At 45.1% G+C, this 16,659-nt stretch carries 19 protein-coding genes; 11 read left to right on the forward strand and 8 right to left on the reverse strand.

Annotation, left to right across the window (positions count from 1 at the left end; genetic code table 11):
- Positions 1 to 2: 2 nt before the first annotated feature.
- The 3 genes from mscL to ABWW54_RS03930 all read right to left on the reverse strand — a co-directional run bounded on the left by mscL (position 3) and on the right by ABWW54_RS03930 (position 2,308).
- Entirely contained in the window at positions 3 to 440 is a 438-nt protein-coding gene (gene mscL / locus ABWW54_RS03920; protein WP_353410394.1) for a large conductance mechanosensitive channel protein MscL, read from the reverse strand.
- 206 nt (positions 441 to 646) lie between these two features.
- Positions 647 to 1,453 (reverse strand): endonuclease/exonuclease/phosphatase family protein, encoded by an 807-nt coding sequence (locus ABWW54_RS03925; RefSeq protein ID WP_353410316.1) that lies wholly within the window; start codon positions 1,451 to 1,453, stop codon positions 647 to 649.
- A gap of 48 nt (positions 1,454 to 1,501) precedes the next feature.
- Complete coding sequence (locus tag ABWW54_RS03930) at positions 1,502 to 2,308, reverse strand: class I SAM-dependent methyltransferase (protein ID WP_353410318.1); 807 nt, start codon at positions 2,306 to 2,308, stop codon at positions 1,502 to 1,504.
- A gap of 560 nt (positions 2,309 to 2,868) precedes the next feature.
- Between ABWW54_RS03930 and ABWW54_RS03935 the strand changes: the two genes are divergently transcribed.
- On the forward strand, positions 2,869 to 5,142 hold the full coding sequence (locus ABWW54_RS03935; protein ID WP_353410320.1) for a primosomal protein N': 2,274 nt from the start codon (positions 2,869 to 2,871) through the stop codon (positions 5,140 to 5,142).
- Between the two features lie 35 nt (positions 5,143 to 5,177).
- On the opposite strand, the gene ABWW54_RS03940 is transcribed toward ABWW54_RS03935, so the two are convergent.
- The 5 genes from ABWW54_RS03940 to ABWW54_RS03960 form a co-directional block, all read right to left on the reverse strand.
- Positions 5,178 to 5,708: a glycine cleavage system transcriptional repressor gene (locus tag ABWW54_RS03940; protein ID WP_353410322.1), complete on the reverse strand. Its 531-nt coding sequence runs from the start codon at positions 5,706 to 5,708 to the stop codon at positions 5,178 to 5,180.
- A gap of 28 nt (positions 5,709 to 5,736) precedes the next feature.
- A complete protein-coding gene (locus tag ABWW54_RS03945; protein ID WP_353410324.1) occupies positions 5,737 to 7,314 on the reverse strand; it encodes a protein adenylyltransferase SelO in 1,578 nt (525 codons plus the stop codon).
- 3 nt (positions 7,315 to 7,317) lie between these two features.
- A complete protein-coding gene (locus tag ABWW54_RS03950; protein WP_353410326.1) occupies positions 7,318 to 8,892 on the reverse strand; it encodes an AmpG family muropeptide MFS transporter in 1,575 nt (524 codons plus the stop codon).
- 128 nt (positions 8,893 to 9,020) lie between these two features.
- The gene (locus ABWW54_RS03955; RefSeq protein ID WP_353410328.1) at positions 9,021 to 9,836 is read right to left on the reverse strand and encodes an exodeoxyribonuclease III; all 816 of its coding nucleotides are present in this window, start codon (positions 9,834 to 9,836) and stop codon (positions 9,021 to 9,023) included.
- A gap of 96 nt (positions 9,837 to 9,932) precedes the next feature.
- On the reverse strand, positions 9,933 to 10,427 hold the full coding sequence (locus ABWW54_RS03960) for an invasion associated locus B family protein (RefSeq protein WP_353410330.1): 495 nt from the start codon (positions 10,425 to 10,427) through the stop codon (positions 9,933 to 9,935).
- A gap of 98 nt (positions 10,428 to 10,525) precedes the next feature.
- Between ABWW54_RS03960 and pyrE the strand changes: the two genes are divergently transcribed.
- The 10 genes from pyrE to ABWW54_RS04010 all read left to right on the forward strand — a co-directional run bounded on the left by pyrE (position 10,526) and on the right by ABWW54_RS04010 (position 16,548).
- A complete protein-coding gene (pyrE, locus tag ABWW54_RS03965; protein WP_353410332.1) occupies positions 10,526 to 11,185 on the forward strand; it encodes an orotate phosphoribosyltransferase in 660 nt (219 codons plus the stop codon).
- 20 nt (positions 11,186 to 11,205) lie between these two features.
- Entirely contained in the window at positions 11,206 to 12,432 is a 1,227-nt protein-coding gene (locus tag ABWW54_RS03970) for a multifunctional CCA addition/repair protein (protein ID WP_353410396.1), read from the forward strand.
- Between the two features lie 383 nt (positions 12,433 to 12,815).
- Positions 12,816 to 13,265, forward strand: a complete 450-nt coding sequence (locus ABWW54_RS03975; RefSeq protein WP_353410334.1) for a hypothetical protein — start codon at positions 12,816 to 12,818, stop codon at positions 13,263 to 13,265.
- A 72-nt stretch (positions 13,266 to 13,337) separates the two neighbouring features.
- The gene (locus tag ABWW54_RS03980; RefSeq protein ID WP_353410336.1) at positions 13,338 to 13,742 is read left to right on the forward strand and encodes a hypothetical protein; all 405 of its coding nucleotides are present in this window, start codon (positions 13,338 to 13,340) and stop codon (positions 13,740 to 13,742) included.
- A gap of 79 nt (positions 13,743 to 13,821) precedes the next feature.
- Positions 13,822 to 14,232, forward strand: a complete 411-nt coding sequence (locus tag ABWW54_RS03985; RefSeq protein ID WP_353410338.1) for a hypothetical protein — start codon at positions 13,822 to 13,824, stop codon at positions 14,230 to 14,232.
- Positions 14,233 to 14,322: 90 nt separating this feature from the next.
- The gene (locus tag ABWW54_RS03990; protein WP_353410340.1) at positions 14,323 to 14,718 is read left to right on the forward strand and encodes a hypothetical protein; all 396 of its coding nucleotides are present in this window, start codon (positions 14,323 to 14,325) and stop codon (positions 14,716 to 14,718) included.
- Between the two features lie 108 nt (positions 14,719 to 14,826).
- The gene (locus tag ABWW54_RS03995; protein ID WP_353410343.1) at positions 14,827 to 15,207 is read left to right on the forward strand and encodes a hypothetical protein; all 381 of its coding nucleotides are present in this window, start codon (positions 14,827 to 14,829) and stop codon (positions 15,205 to 15,207) included.
- Between the two features lie 59 nt (positions 15,208 to 15,266).
- On the forward strand, positions 15,267 to 15,749 hold the full coding sequence (locus tag ABWW54_RS04000) for a carboxypeptidase regulatory-like domain-containing protein (protein ID WP_353410345.1): 483 nt from the start codon (positions 15,267 to 15,269) through the stop codon (positions 15,747 to 15,749).
- A 20-nt stretch (positions 15,750 to 15,769) separates the two neighbouring features.
- Positions 15,770 to 16,090, forward strand: a complete 321-nt coding sequence (locus tag ABWW54_RS04005; RefSeq protein ID WP_353410348.1) for a hypothetical protein — start codon at positions 15,770 to 15,772, stop codon at positions 16,088 to 16,090.
- 98 nt (positions 16,091 to 16,188) lie between these two features.
- Positions 16,189 to 16,548 carry a hypothetical protein gene (locus ABWW54_RS04010; RefSeq protein WP_353410350.1) on the forward strand — a complete coding sequence of 120 codons (360 nt, stop codon included), beginning with the start codon at positions 16,189 to 16,191 and terminating at the stop codon, positions 16,546 to 16,548.
- The last annotated feature ends 111 nt before the right edge of the window (positions 16,549 to 16,659 follow it).

Genomic DNA, 16,659 nt, shown 5'->3' on the forward strand with positions numbered 1-16,659 from the left:
CGTTACTTCTTAGATAGAGAGTCGCGAATCTCTGTCAATAATTTGACTTCGTCTGAAGGCCCTGCCGGCGCTTCTTCTTCTGCCTCTTCCATAGCCGCTTTGGCTTTGTTCATGCCCTTGATGACTAAAAACAAGGCGAAAGCCACAATGAGAAAAGTAACTACCGCATTGATAAATAAGCCGTAGTTAATCGTGATTGCGCCCGCTTCTTTAGCTGCATCGAGCGTTGCGTAGACGGCGCCTTCGGTCGGGTTCTTGATAACGGCAAACATATTACTGAAATCAGTGCCGCCTGTGATGCTGCCCACCAGGGGCATAATGATATCATCGACAAACGATTTAACGATGGTGCTAAACGAGGCACCAATTACGATACCAACGGCCATATCAACGAAGTTACCCTTCATTGCAAATTCTTTGAACTCTTTTAACATGTGGATCTCCTAGACTCGGTTGAATCAATAGATTTTAGTAGTAAATTGGGTTGTAGAGGCAAAGTTCTTTTACGGTAACCGACGAGCTTCAGGCGTGTATTCCTTCTCCGCTATGATCTCTACCCCACTGTTTGATCAGCGAGGTCACTATAGTCCTTTTTGTGATTATTTTTCACTAAAACAGCTAAAATACTGTTTTTGTTTACATAATTTCACTGTTTATAGCTCAACGACACCTCATAAAACGGGTGATCTGACACACCAACTTCCAGTGTTCGACCTTCATGCACGTTAAAACCTTTAGTCAGAATCCAATCGATTCGATCTGGATCATTGGCGTCTATCCCGGCAACAGAGATGGCGTCGGTGATCTCAATATCTTTTAATGCGCTAGCCAGCGCTTGTGTTTGGGCTTTGCTGTTAAAATCACCAACCAACACCGCTAGAGGGTATTTCGCAAACTCCCTTAGAACGACGTCTAATTGCTCTTCACGTCCATTTTTGGTGTGTAAATGGGTGTTGATAAAATGAAAACTCCTGCCTTGCCATTCTACTTTTGCAACCGTCATGTTACGAAAGCTTTTGCCAGACTGGTCTGGAAGCATAATGGTGTGCCATTCAACAACATTTATCTTACTAAGCAGGGCATTTCCTCGATGTTCTCGCAGCCATCTCCTTCTTGTTGCGTTGAATATCCACGCAAAGCCGCCGTGACTCGAGAGGTGTTCACTCTGCTGACCACCTACACCAAATAGATTAAGTAGACTGGGAGCATAGACCTCTTGAATACCAGCTAAGTCGACGTCTTTGATTACGTCGGCGGAAGCGTTTATGTTTCGTTTTCCGTCATCACTCTTGCCTGTTTGAATATTGTACGTGGCTACTCGGAGTTTATCGGGAGAATAATTTTCTGAAAATTTTCCTCTCAACTCCTTACCTGATTTGTTTCCCGCTGGCGTCGCCTTTCGAGCCCACAGCGCAATGGCAAAGATGACAATGAGAGCAATTATTTTAATCATGACGGAGTCTCTTATGCTCGATTAGTTAGATTTGTTGAGTTTTGTTGGTTATTTGCAGGCGACTAAGTACGCTACATAAGATAAGCATGCTTCGCCCTCTTCGGTTTTTGTGAATATGCCGTCGCCGCTTTCGCCATCCTCGTCAGTGCCTTCCCAATAACAGTCGGCTGAGGCAAACCCAGCCTCGATTAATATTTCACGTAATTCAGGCAGGCCCCATAGGCGCCAATCGTAGGTAAAAGCATCTTGCATCTCTGTTCCGTCTGGAAACCGAAAATGAATATGTAAGCGCGCCTCACCAGTGATCGGATTGATTGAATCTTGGTCCCAAACGTAGGTAAAGCTGCCGTCGTCTTGCTCGGTCTCTTCTTCCATTTCTTGGATGCTTTCAGGCCCGCCATGGAGATCACAAATAAAAATGCCATCGTCCGCCAAGTCTTCATACACCCGTTTAAAGTAGTCAAGCATTTCTACTCGAGTCTTAAAAATCCAATACGAAAAATTTTGCGCGCATCTTACGTCAGGTGATTTCCTGCTCGGGTTACGCGCGTCTTCTTCAAATTGTTGGACTCTATCAGCGTCTTTTCCTAACGGCGCAAGGTTGTGCTTTTTTCCCCACCTTAATGGTTCTGGATCAATGTCGTAAGATTCGGTTGTACAGTGTTTGCCCAGTCGGACCCAATAAGAGGACAGTAGGCAAGTGCCGCAAAAATCTTCTCTGAAGTGTTTGGGTTTTTTTCCGCGCACCTCTTTGTATGTATCAAACAAAAAGTCTGCATCTTGTTCTGCTGATTGCACAGCGCGTTGATACAAGACGTATTTGTCTGCTGTTTTAGCGGTAAATTTCTTTCCCATACTGCTGGCTGTTTTGGCTATGAATTTATGTCAAGAGTTTAGCTGAAAAGAGCCCACGGAAGTAGGCATGAATTAGACGCTTTACTTTACTATTTAGCACTCCTTGCCGATGAGTGGTTTTTTCTGTTTTCACAAACGACTATGATGTGTGCTTAGCTGTAATTTGGTTGCAAGTTCACGTTGTAATTTGGGGTAGATTAACACTGCACTTTTGAGTGTCTATTTTAATAACATCACGTAAGTTATTGAATTTTTTGGCAAGTGCTTTTGTCAACATATTTTTCAAAAAATATGAGTTATACACAAAATTTGAATTGCCCTTAAAAATCTTGAGTCTGATCACTGTAATGTCTTTGAAATATTTATTAACACCATAAGCTATTGATATTAAACGATAATTTAAACTGCTTAAAAAATGAGCAGACTCTGTGAGGCCAATGTTTACGCCGTGTTACAGTGCCGAAACGCATTTTACCCACAAAGTTATCCACAGGTTGTGTGAGTAACTTTGTGGGTAAAATATCTAAAAAAAACTTGACTCCGCTAAAGCCGCATAAAACATGAGTTTGCAGGAAAACCGTCCGCATAAAGACCTGATAGTTTCGGTGGCAGTTCCTGTCCCTCTTAGGCAAACGTTTGACTTTTTGGTGCCTAAAAGTTTGCTCGATCCGCCCATGTCAGACTCGCCTGGGGGGGAGGTGAATGTGGCGGCAAGAACGCGCGTTAAGGTGTCGTTTGCAAACCGGACATTGATCGGTGTCATTGTAGAGGTGAAAACCGAGTCTGATTTTCCGTTGAGTAGGCTTAAGCCAATCGTTGAATTGTTCAGGGACCCACCTCTCTTTGACGATGCTCTCTGGAATAGTTTGCTGTGGCTTTCTCGTTATTACTTGGCGCCGATAGGCGAGGTTTTGGAATCGGCCTTGCCGGTTTCTCTTAGAAAAGGCAATGAGTTAACGCCTTCGTCCGAAAGAGTCTGGAGACTTTCAGAGCACGGTCGTAGTTCGGCGGTAGACGAGTTAAATAGAGCACCCTTGCAGCTAGCAATAGTTCGCCGTTTCATGAAGCAAAGCACACTCAGTTCTAAAGAGTTTAAACAAGAGTCTGGCAATTGGCATTCACCAGTTAAGAGTCTTGTTGATAAAGGTTGGTTAGAAGAGTTTACTCAAGAGCCTATTTTATTGGGCTCTGATATTTGTGAGAAAAGTAGCGTTACGTTAACCAATGAACAGAGTGTCGCGACCGAAGCATTGACAGACTTGATGAACGCCGAAGAGTTTTCTTGTTCACTATTGCACGGTGTGACTGGAAGCGGGAAAACCGAAGTCTACTTTGACATCATTGGAAAAACGTTGGCAAAGGGTAAAACGGTTTTAGTGCTTGTGCCTGAAATTGGCCTCACACCGCAATTGCTTGAGCGAATACAGCGACGTTTTGAGCAACCGATGACCGTATTGCATTCAGGCCTTAATGATACTGAACGACACACAGCTTGGTGGCACGCGAGTCAGGGGCATGCAAAAATTGTGCTTGGAACTCGTTCGGCGGTCTTTACACAGATTCCCAAACTGGGACTCATTGTGGTGGACGAAGAGCACGATGGGTCGTTTAAACAACAAGACAGCGTTCGTTATCAGGCGCGGGATTTGGCCGTGTACCGGGCAAAGCAAGCAAACGTGCCAATAGTGCTGGGCTCGGCGACTCCGTCAATGGAGACCTACGCCAATGCAAAGGCAGGAAGGTATTTACACCTACGATTAACAAAACGAGCCAGTGATGTGGCTCTGCCAAAAATTGAACTGTTTGATTTAAACACGCAGCCGGTTATTGACGGACTTTGCCCTGCCATGACCGAGGCGGTTGAACATACGTTATCAACCGGTAAACAGGTCATGCTGTTCTTAAACCGGCGTGGGTATGCTCCCGTTCATTATTGTGGAGAATGCAAACAAGCGGCTAAATGTCATCGTTGTGATAGTAACCTTACTGTGCATCAGCGTGCTAATCGACTTCGTTGCCACCATTGTGGTTATGAGGGGCGGTTGCTTAATGATTGCCGTAGTTGCCACACCAAAGATTCGATGCTTGAGGTTGGGGATGGCACGCAACGAGTTGAATCGGCATTGGCCACGCGTTTTCCTGAGGCAAGAGTTCAACGTATTGATCGTGATAATACCCAACGCAAGGGTGCATTAACGGCCGTGCTAGAGAAAGCCAGAAACAGCGAAGTCGACATTATCTTAGGTACCCAATTGATTACTAAGGGCCATGACTTCCCTAACGTTGGCATGGTTGGAATATTAGAGTGTGATCACGGTCTGTACAGCACAGACTATCGAGCTACTGAAACTTTGTTTCAGCAAGTTCTTCAAGTTTCGGGTCGGGCCGGTCGCCGTCAGGACGTCGGGCGAGTGTACATTCAATCGAGATTTCCCGAACACCCATTTTTTGACTATATTAAGCAACATGACTTTGATGGGTTTGCGGATAACCTGCTTGCTGAACGCAAATCAGTGGGCTTTCCACCGTTTGGGTATTTTGCCTTACTTAGGGCCGAATCAACGCATCAAGCGAAAGCCTTACAATTTTTGCGCAGAGCTAAATCTGATTGTGGTCAACAAGATGGTGTCATCGTGATGGATGCGGTGCCAGCTCCCATGGAGAGAAAAGCAGGCCGGTTTCGTGCTCAACTATTGTTTATGTCTTCGCAACGCTCTTCTCTAAACGCCATGTTATCGAATTGGTTACACTACATAGCGACAGACAAAGAGGCTAAAAAAGCAGCCTCATCGGTCCGATGGAATTTGGATATAGACCCACTAGATCACTATTAGACGATCGCAGTAATGACCTGATTTCGTTGGTTGGCTTACTCTTCAAGCACGGAGACCATCAGGTCATCCGATACGTCCTCTAATATTTCTTCCAAGTTTGATTCACTCATGTCGTCGGGCATGGCCAATGAAAGGTGTGCTTTGAACAGCATGTAGCCGGCCATCGATGCGCTACTGACTTCGGTGTCTATGTTGTCAACGTTTACGTTATTTTCAGCTAAGGCTTGGGTTATTTCTTGGACAATGCCTGGACGGTCGTTGGCTTCGACCATGATATACAGGGCATTCACTTCATCATCGTCGCTCTTGATCCTGGCATCGTGATGTACGGTGATGTTGATGCCTTCCTCGCTTAAGTTTGCAAGCGCGGCGGATAGTGAGTCTCGTTTATCTTCGGTGACTTCAAAGTGAACGATGCCAGTAAATTGACCGCACAGCCGAGACAGGCTGCTCTCTTGCCAACTCGCGTTGTGCTTAAGTGCTGTATCTGACAGGCTTCTGACGATTCCAGGGCGATCTTCGGCGAAGACGGTAATAACAACCGTTTTTAAATTTGATGCGTTCATAAGAATAATTTGTTTATGTAGTCGTTTATTACGATGAGCAGGATAACATTGAACAGCCAACTTTGGTGCGCGCCCATTCAGGGCGTTTTTGTGCATAGACTTCGAATTCTGGCTGTTCGTCGTAAGGCTTGCGCAATACGTTCAACAGCTCATTGACCATAGAATGGTCACCGTTCTCCGATTTATCAATGGCTTGTTGTGCTAAATAGTTTCGGAATACGTATTTAGGATTAACGCTATTCATGAGCGCAAACCGAGTTTCGTTTGACGAGGAACAGCCGTCCGTGCGAGTTTGGTAGGTTGTTAGCCAAGCTTCCAGTTGTGATTTGTATTCCGAACTGTGTTCGGATTGATAGAAAACGCCATGCCGACAGAAGTGATCGTAATCTAAATTTTCGTGGGCCAATGCACGGTAAAACCGAGTCATGTCAGTTTCCGTAGCAACAAGCAGACTTTCAAGCTGCTTAAGCAGTTCGGAATCACCGGCCATAACCTCATTCAAACCTAGCTTAGTGGCCATCATCCGTTGCCATTGCTCAGAGTAGCTGGATTGAAAATCCGTGAGTATTTGCTCAAGCTGTTCGGTTTCCTCAATAAGAGGATAGAGTGCATTCGCAAGCTGGTAGCAATTCCACAATGCGATATTCGCTTGATCACCGAAGCGGTAGCGGGCTTGGTTAGCGTCGGTTGTATTCGGAGTCCAGTCTGGGTTGTAGTCGTCTAACCAGCCGTAAGGGCCGTAATCTATGGTTAAACCGTGGATTGACATATTGTCGGTGTTCATCACGCCGTGCACAAAACCCACTCGCATCCAATCAACGATCATGGTGACCGTGAGATCACATACTTTAGAAAAGAATGCGACGATGCAGTCTTTTGTGTACCCTGATTCATCCGCAGGATATTGCTCTAGTAATTCGGGGTAATAGTGACGAATAGTGTATTGGGTGAGCGCGCGAAGTTCGTCTAATTCGTTGCGCGATGCAAAAATTTGAAAGCTGCCAAAACGGATAAAGCTCGGTGCCATACGACACACGACGGCACCGGGCTCGTAAGCGGCGTTGCCATCATAGAGCATGTCTCGCATTACCTGTTCACCCGTCGTCATTAGGCTTAATGCACGCGTTGTTGGTACGCCTAAGTGGTGCATGGCTTCACTGCAGATGTACTCTCTTACTGAAGAGCGTAAAACCGCTAAGCCATCGGCTGTTCTTGAGTACGGGGTAGGCCCAGCGCCTTTAAGCTGTAAAGCCCAGCGTGCGCGGTTCTCATTGACAACTTCGCCGAGGTTGATGGCTCGGCCATCACCGAGTTGGCCCGCCCAATTGCCAAACTGGTGCCCGCCGTAACACATGGCGTATGGCTTCATTCCGTCGAGTAATTTGTTTCCACTAAAGGCTTCCAAAAACGGCGTGCTTGCGTGGTCGGCATCAGACAAGCCTATAAGCTGACCAGCCTCTGCCGAAACGCTAACGATCTTTGGGCCGCTTACCGGCGTTGGAGCAACATACGAAAAACAGGCGTTGTTAACTTGGCGTCGCTGATTGGTGGTTTGACTGTCGGCTGGCAGCTCTTCAGTGAAACGGTTGTCGAAATTTAGCTTCATACTCTATTTGGATTGATTGTCGCTGTATTCTAACTGCCCTTTTAGAAAGTGAATTAGAAAGATAACTGGGATGCCAATGGCACTGGCAAAAAGGAAAAATTGAGTGTAACCAAAGGTATCCACAAGAGTCCCAGAATAGCCACCGACAATTTTTGGAAACAGTGTCATGATCGAGCTAAAAATGGCGTATTGGGTCGCCGTGAAAGAAATGTTCGTTAGGCTGGACATCCACGCTATAAATGCCACGGTGGAAAAACCTTGAGCGAGGTTGTCGAAGGTGATGACAACGGCAAGTTCCAGAGGGAAGTTGACCGTTCCATAGAACGGCAGAGTTAGATTAATATTGGTGTGATCCTGGCCCACTAAGGTTAGCCAGCAAAACAGTAAGTTGGTAGCAACCACAAACACGGCTGCGCCTTGCAGCGTTTTCAACACTCCAATTCTAAGCGCTACGATACCGCTTATAAAACTTCCGAAAATAGAGACAACGAGACCAAAGGCTTTTGAAAGCGCGCCAATCTGAGTTTTGCTGTACCCCATATCTTGATAAAAAACGTTAGCGATCACCCCCAGCACAATATCGGAAATTCGATAAAACAATATCAGCATCAGCATCCATACCGCGAGCTTACCGTAACGACTAAAGAAGTCCTGCACGGGTTGAATGTAGCTTTCGTCAACCATGCGTTGGTTGATTAGCCCACGTTTCGAAGATAACAGTGCCATTGCATAGGCGGTGCCAAGCCCCGTAAACAAGATGACGGTATTGTAGATAAATTTAAACAGAGATTGGGTGCCGCCTGAAAAGAGCTCAGGCGCTTTGGGGCTTAGCCATAAAATCCCCGCAAAGGCCGCAATGGAAACAATAAACGTACCAATAAAGCTAAAGTAATCTCGGTTGGCGTAGTTTTTTTTCTTGGCTGTAATAGTCGGCTCACGGATGAATAAGGTGGTGAGCACACCAATGAGCATGGTCGCAGCAACAATCAGGTAAGTCTTTTGCCAAGCCAGATAGCTGTAGGAATCTGCCGTACTGCCGAACCCTTCTGCCAAGGATAATGCCACCGCGCCAGCCATCATCATGCCTATCCGGTAGCCGGTGATGTACGTGGTCGCCAACATCGCTTGCAGGCGTGGGGGCGCTGATTCGATTCGATAAGCATCAATAACGATGTCTTGCGTGGCAGAGGCAAAGCCAAGACAGACCGCCGCTATTGCCATGGCCGTAAGATTGGTCTTAGGGTCGGTGAAGGCCATTAACGTAATGGAACTAATGACGGTCATTTGTGAAAACAGAATCCAACTGCGACGCCGACCAAGCATTTTGGTTAATACCGGGATGGGTAGTTGGTCTATCAGTGGAGCCCAAATAAATTTAAACGAATACCCCAAAATAGCCCAAGAAAAAAATGTGGCCGTTGATCGGCTAACACCAGCTTCTCGTAACCACAAAGACAGAGTGCCAAAGATGAGCAGAATGGGTACTCCTGCCGAGAACCCCAAAAATAGCATGACCCACACGGGCTTTTCTTGCCACCACTTAACCTCAGCGGTGTTGGCGTCTTCAATGTTGGTCATGGTGCGATTCTATTTTGTATGTTGTTGCTTGGATGGCGTGCCCGCAAGAAGTGTGGGCGGAAACTATAGCAAGCTATTTATGACATTGGTCCCGTGTGACAATCTATTAAGCCCGTTTCGGTATTTCTCTAAATATCGTATTCAATTACCAGCGGAGCATGGTCAGAGAATCGTTCCTCCTTGTAGATTAGGTCAGACCCAGCAATCACTTTGTCTCTTAAGTTTTCGGTAATTACATGATAGTCAATACGCCAGCCCGTGTTGTTTGCCCACGCCTGCCCACGATTAGACCACCACGTGTATTCGTCGTCTTGATCATTGATAATTCGAAACGCGTCGACTAAACCGGCGTTACCGCCGCGGCCGCCTTCAGTTTCTGGTTCCGCGTCGCCAAACAACCAATCCATCCATTGTCGTTCCTCGGGTAAAAAGCCAGAATTCTTTTGGTTGCCACGCCAGTTTTTTATGTCGCGTTTCTTGTGGCATATATTCCAGTCTCCGCAAATAATGCCTTGTCGACCAGATTGAGCGAGTTCGGTCAACGTTTTCTCAAATCGGCCCATCATGTCTATCTTAAACGCTTGGCGTTCTTCTTTGCTGGATCCAGATGGCATATAGAGAGAAGCAACACTTAGATTGCCAAAATCCACCTGCAAATAACGACCTTCAAAATCAACATCTTCGAAGCCTTCGCCCAACCCTATTTGAACGCGGTCGGGTTTTTGCTTACAGTAAATGCCAACGCCGCTGTAGCCCTTTTTCTCGGCCGAATGAAAATACGTGTGGTAGCCCTCCGGATGAAATGGTTCACCTTCGATTTGATCCGGCTGTGCTTTTAACTCCTGCAAGCAGATTACGTCTGCGTCCAATGTCTTGAGCCACTCGAACATCCCTTTACGGGCGGCGGCGCGGATACCATTTACATTAATTGATGCTACTTTCATTGTTTCTTCATGCAGTAAATACGAAGCTTAATCGTATTGGTTATAGTTAGGTGAGCCTACGACAGCGTGCACCTGAGCGTGTAATGCGGGGCTCAATTAGAAACCTTCATAATGAAAATTGAAAGCGGCTCGTGAGCCCTTGCCAGAAATAGGCACGTTTAGGCTTTCACCCATGCGGCTATGAATTTTAACGTAGCCCGAGTGCATTCTCAAAAAGCGTTCTAGTAGAGCGCGGTCTACGGTTTTAAAATAATAACAGCCATCGATTAAGCAATAGCGAGCTTGTAGTGGTCCAATTAATGAGCTTTCGATATAAAGTTCTGGGTCGATATCCAGTGCCGATCCGAGCGGTAAGATTACGATCATGTCTGTACTTAGAGCATTGCCTTGTTCGCTAAACACAAAATCCACCTGCATCAGTCTTTCACGGCTGTCTGTCATCATCGCTACTTGAGACATGGTGCAGAGTGCCGAGCTAGGTTCGCACTCGACAACCCAGTCGCCAAAACTCTTTGGCTCTGCTGCACTGATGGCCGCGAGCCAGCAAAAAGAGACAGACGCCATTGAAAAGAATCGCTTTGTTAGCCTCATAAACAGGTCATATTATCTATTTCTTGCCTTGTTCATTAGAACATTGTGAGTATCATACGCACAATCAAATACTATAGGTCGCCATCGACGAAAACACTATGTTGCCTTATCAAGAAAAATTTATCGAATTTGCGTTAGAAACGGGTGTGTTGCGATTTGGTGAGTTCACGCTCAAATCTGGCCGAACTAGCCCCTACTTTTTTAACACAGGCTTGTTTAACAGCGGCGGCACGATGCTGCAGTTCAGTCGGTTCTTTGCGCAGAGTATCATCAATTCCGACATCGGTTTTGATGTGCTCTTTGGGCCTGCCTACAAAGGCATAACCTTGGCGTGCGGCGCGGCCATGTCTATCTCTGAAGCCACGGGTGACGACGTTCCTTTTGCTTTCAATCGTAAGGAAAAGAAGGATCATGGCGAAGGTGGCACTATGGTTGGTGCAGACCTAGTTGGAGACATTGCCATCATCGATGATGTCATCACAGCGGGCACGGCGATACGAGAATCTTTTGAGATGATAAGCCAGGCCGGAGCAACCCCCAAGGCCGTCTTCTTAGCGCTTGATAGACAAGAGCTTGGCCAGAAGGACGGCGAACCTACCGAAATGTCAGCAATTCAACAGGTAGAAGAAGAGTTCGGGTTGCCGGTGGTGGCAATCGCCACAATGAATGACTTGATTGACTACCTGAAAAAGCAGGGCGACCAAGAAGAGAACCTCGCTAAAATGATGGCATATCGGTCACAGTACGGCATCAAATAGGGTGTAGCTTGAGTTCGAAAATAAAAACGTATCTTGTTGGCGGAGCCGTTCGAGACCGATTGCTGGATCTGCCTATTCTAGATCGAGATTGGGTCGTGGTGGGTGCCACACCAGATCACATGGTAAGCCTCGGCTACGAGCCTGTAGGAAAAGATTTTCCGGTGTTTATCAATAAAAAAACAGGCGAAGAATACGCACTGGCTCGAACCGAACGTAAAACCGCAAAAGGCTACCAAGGGTTCGCGTTTTCTACTTCTCCGAACATCAGCTTAGAAGATGACCTAGAGCGCCGAGACCTAACGATCAATGCCATTGCAGAAGACGATGATGGCAACTTAATCGATCCTTTTGGTGGTCAGGCAGACTTAAAAAGCGGCGTACTACGCCATGTTTCGGACGCGTTCATCGAAGACCCTGTTCGGATATTACGCGCAGCCCGTTTTGCCGCGCGCTTTCATTTTAAAATTGCGCCAGAAACTCAAGATTTAATGAAGTCCATGGTGGCCGCAGGCGAAGTCGATGCGTTGGTGCCAGAACGCGTATGGGCTGAAACACTTAAGGCACTTAAGACTGAGTCGCCGCATCTGTTTTTTAAAGTGCTAAGAGACTGTGGTGCTCTTGCAAGAGTAATGCCTGAAGTTGACGCGCTTTTTGGAGTGCCACAAACGGCAAGCTACCATCCAGAAATAGACACGGGTATTCACACCTTGATGGTGGTTGAACAAGCCGCAAAACTGACTCAAGATCCTATGGTGCGATTCGCGGCACTGGTGCACGATTTGGGCAAAGGAGTGACGCCTGAGGACATTTTGCCGTCGCACCGAGGGCACGAACAAGCTGGGTTGCCGCTCATTCGTGAATTCTCCGAACGACTAAGAGTACCTAAAAAGTATCTGTCATTGGCTCTTGCGGTGGGTGAGTATCACCTGCACATGCACAAGATGTATGAACTCAAGGCAAGTACTGTTTTAACAATGTTGGAAAAAACCCGTAGCCTCATGGACGATGATCGCACAGAACAAATAGCCACGGCATGCGTAGCCGATGCACGTGGAAGAACGGGATTTGAAGACCGTGATTACTCGCAAGCCAAAATGTATATCCGTTTTCAGCAAGCGGCCAAAAGCGTTGACGCTGGTGCGATTGCCAAAAAGTATTCAAGTGGGGATCAAATCCAAGCGGCAATACGGGTAGAAAGACTCAACGCAATTAAGGCCGTTAAAGCTAAATACCCCTCCCCTTCGTAAAGATTTTTGGCTTCAATCGCAACTAGTGTGGCCGTGAATGGAGAGGCAAAATTCGCGAGTCTTTTCTCGCAATTGAAACGTTGATACAGCGCCGGTTTACCCAGTACTTTCGCAGAATCTGCGGTGGCTAGTTAACTTTGCCGCCTCTATGCGCGCATTTTTGTCCATTCACAAACCGAATAACGCAGTATAAACAAGACTTTATAAAAGAAGCTGGGAATGTTAATGTGCGCTGACTCGGACAAAAATGAGCATGCTCATTTTCATTCCAAAGTAAAAGGAGATATTTTTGAAATACTTTACTAATTCAATGGCTTGCGAATCTTTTTTGAGGCCGCTCTTAGCGCGTAAACGCGCATGCACACTAATACGCTGTTAGCTAGATGAATGATGTCGATTTAATCAAAGCTCATCTTGTCGGTGACTTTGTTACCAGTTTCTCTGTTGGTTCGACTGGGTGGTCAATTCAATTTTCGGAATGTGAATATGTGCTTTTGGCGCAAAATCTAGCTTCACCAGTTGAAGCTCTACTTAACGAACTCTATCAAAAGAATTTTCCCGTAGTTAGTAAAACTGCTGATAAAGGAGACGTCGCTAAATCCACGATAATGTCTTGTTGTCTCAGACAAAAGATTCGGGATATAAAATTAGATACAAAGAAAAACCTAGAGATAAATTACGAAAATGATATATCAATAACATGTCCTACTGATATGGATATGGTTGATTGGCAATGGTCATTTACCCGCGATGGAAAATGCCCATACACTACAAATACACTTTTAATAGGTTGTCTTTGGCAAGGAGAGATAGAGCGTGGAAAAACTAGCTAACAAGTCTCAAAACAAACGCCTTCGGCTCGGACGCGTTTTCAACGCGCCCGTTTGAGAGGCGTTAGCTTCACGATGGATATCGAGTATCTGAAAAGGAAGCGGCAGAAATCCGTCCAACAACAAAACGCTGTCCTTAAACATAAAATTTCTTGTTGTGCTGAGAACTGGCTCAACGGTGAAAAATTACCTAAGCCAATAGAGAAATACCTTAATGAAAAAGGCATTAATAGAGACAATGCTCTCCTAATTGAATATCACGGAGGTCCAGCACAATACCAAATGTCATACTCAGGAATACTAATCACAAATGATGAAGATTTCATAGGATTTGAGTTTGACCTTAATGTTCGTGAAACGAACATAGAGTATGTTGAAAACTTTGGTAAAGTATCTATTGAAACATCTTGTCATTTACATGGCGTTGGTAAGTCGTTTGGTTGTCTCAGTAAGGAAGTCCTGCATGAAATCAGAAGCTAACAAGAACCAAAACGCTGCCTACGGCAGTTCGGACGCGTTTTCAACGCGCCCGTTTGCTTGGCGTTAAGCGCATAAAGTCATGGGAGAATCCTTACTAAACCAGTTAGCGGCCTCTAATGTGCCCTTAATCGAAATAGTAGTTCGATTTAAAGAAGGAATAGATTATAAGAATGCAACTGAGCAATTTAACTCACTAGGCGAAGACATACACCTCAGTGGGGGAGATTGGTATAACCAACCTAACCTTAGAGTAGGTGATGCATCCGCAGAAGCACTGTTTAGATTATTCGGGTGGAAGGTTCACAGAGTACCTTTGATTCTGGAGGGCCATGAGAAAGGGGCGACCACGGAAAGTGAGTACTATTGCTGGGATGAATTGGAGCCACAATGTTGTTTGCCTTCAACTATGCAAGACATAATTGGAGGCATATCTTTTAGTCAACCCGGCTCAAATGATGAGGGGCAATGGTATGAACCTAAATTCGCCTAACAAGCGCTTTAAATATCCCTCCCGCTGGTCGGGCGGGACGCGTTTTCAACGCGCCCCGTTAAGCGGGCGTTAGTGATACGAGAGTTCTGAATGAACAAAGCAATTTATTTTAAGACATCACTTTTTGACCCTTCAAAGGAAGATGAAAATGATATAAACCCTATCTACGGCCAATCATTGCTAATTTGGCTTCGAGATAAGCTTGGTAGTGAACTAGAGTTCTCTGAAATCGGTACCGAAGATTGGGGCTGGTATTGTTATATCAACTGGAAGGGCAGGCAGTACTTAATTGGATCAATAGCTCATTTTGAAGAAGGTGATGATCCCAATATGGATACCGATTGGATATTCCAAGTGGATAAAACCCGTTCGTTTAAAGAAGTAATATTTGGAAAAGAAAAAATGACAAAGAATGATCCATGCTTTCTCTTCTTCAAAAAGTATTTTGAAGAAGAGCCTCAAATTAAGGACGTAGAAATTGGCTAAATCACTAACAAGTTTCCAAAGTGCACTCCACTCCCTGCGGTCGTTCCGCGGGACACCGCATACGACGCGGTGCCCCTTGGCAAGGCGTTATATCGATAGCGGGTTAATATGAAAGACTTAGGAATATTTTTTATTAAAGTATCTGTTTTTGCCTTTATTGGGGCGGGGGCATCAATAGCATCAATTGGAATTCCTCTTATGGACTATGGAAAAGAATCTAGAGTTCTAATCTATGAGGTAGAAGAAAAAATTGGTAAACGGCCAAATGAAGAAGTTTGCATTCCAGAGCTTGCGAAAGATTACTTAGGAAAATGTAAAACCGCTGTATACATGGATGCAGTTCTAAATGACTCAATGAAGAAGCTAACTTATTGGCTATTTTATTCTACATTGCTTGGAATTATTTGCTTTTTAATAGGGGCGATCATTTATATCAAAGCAATTCTTAATGACAGAAGGGCGCAAATTGAGAGTGACAAAACGATATAACAAGGCAAAACACTGCCGCTTCGCTCGGACGCGTTTCACGCGCCCATGTTCGCGGCGTTATGAATATGAGTAAGTGCGTCAGTTTGGTTGTTCTTTGTTTTCTTCTAAGCGCATGTTTAGCTTATCCCATAAATAAACGAATCCAACCTAAAGCCACAATAGAGGTTGTTGATGAAGCCGGTGAGCCTGTTCGTAATGCGGAGGTACACCTTGTAGCTAGTTCTCATCCTCATCCCAGAGAAGAATTTAGAATGATCAAAAAAACCAGAAATACTGGGCTTCTAAAATTTCCAGAAATTAAAGAATGGAGAATTGAATCGTTAAATATTCACGGTATCGCGTATTATTTTTGGCATTGGTGTGTGAGAAAGAATGGCTACGAAACAGAGCATACGCATTATGGAGACTTAAGTTTTAGCAAAAAGATGAAGGTCGTACTAAAAGAAGGCGTTTCATCAGAATGCCCCGAAGGCGGGCTTCAAATAATTCATAACAAGGAGCGAAATGAAATGGACGGCTCTGTCGAGCCGCCCATTCGCTAGGCGTTAGATGCACTACTAAAATGAATCCTGCAATAGACAAATTAGCCGAATACTTATCAGAGTTAGAAGGTGTTTCTGAATTCGAGACTATCGAAGAAAAGGCGAAACACATAGGGAATATAAATTTGGTCATAAACGCTATCAGCCAACTCGAACTGTGTGATAAACATGGAATTAACGGCGGCTCTTTGGTTAGTGTCTTGCCTAAAATCGAGAACCCAAATTTTTGTTATGTTGTTGCCCATGAAAACGAATCAACGAACCCAGAGAACTGGGTTGAAGTAGAGTTTGAAAAAGGCAAAATACAATTCTCTGGTGGTGATCTTGTCATACGTAAATAACTGGCATCTAACAAGAATAAACACAAACGCGCTTCCAGCGCTCGGACGCGGTAAACCGCGCCTGTGTTATTGGCGTTAGCTGTACGAAGTATCTGCTCATGAAATATTTTATATTAGTAGCAATTTTAAGCATTCCATCTGAGTTATTCGCTTGCTCCTGTATAGCGCATGATCCTAATGAAAAATACGATTATGTTTACATTGCTGAACTCAAGAGTACTGAAAAGATTAGTGAAGATGGCTATGGAAACAGTGGGTATAAAGGATATATGGAGATCGAAAAAATATTAGAAGGCGAACCTAAAACTAATGAAGTTGAAATATCCCCTATGAAAGGAACATCATGTCAAATTGATATAGAGATTGGCGAGCGATATGTGATTTATGGTTTTAACGATAATGTGCCATTAATCTCTATGTGTTCGCGCTCTATGCGCGCGAAGAGTTTAGGTCTTTAATAACTCAGCATGTGAAAATGACAGCTAACAAGTTTGCCAAGTTTACTTCGTTCGTTTCACTCACTGCGCGGGACGCGTTTTCAACGCGCCCGTTTGCTGAGCGTTATATGC

Origin of the sequence: Arenicella sp. 4NH20-0111 (assembly GCF_040366405.1) — a bacterium.
GTDB lineage: Bacteria > Pseudomonadota > Gammaproteobacteria > Arenicellales > Arenicellaceae > Arenicella.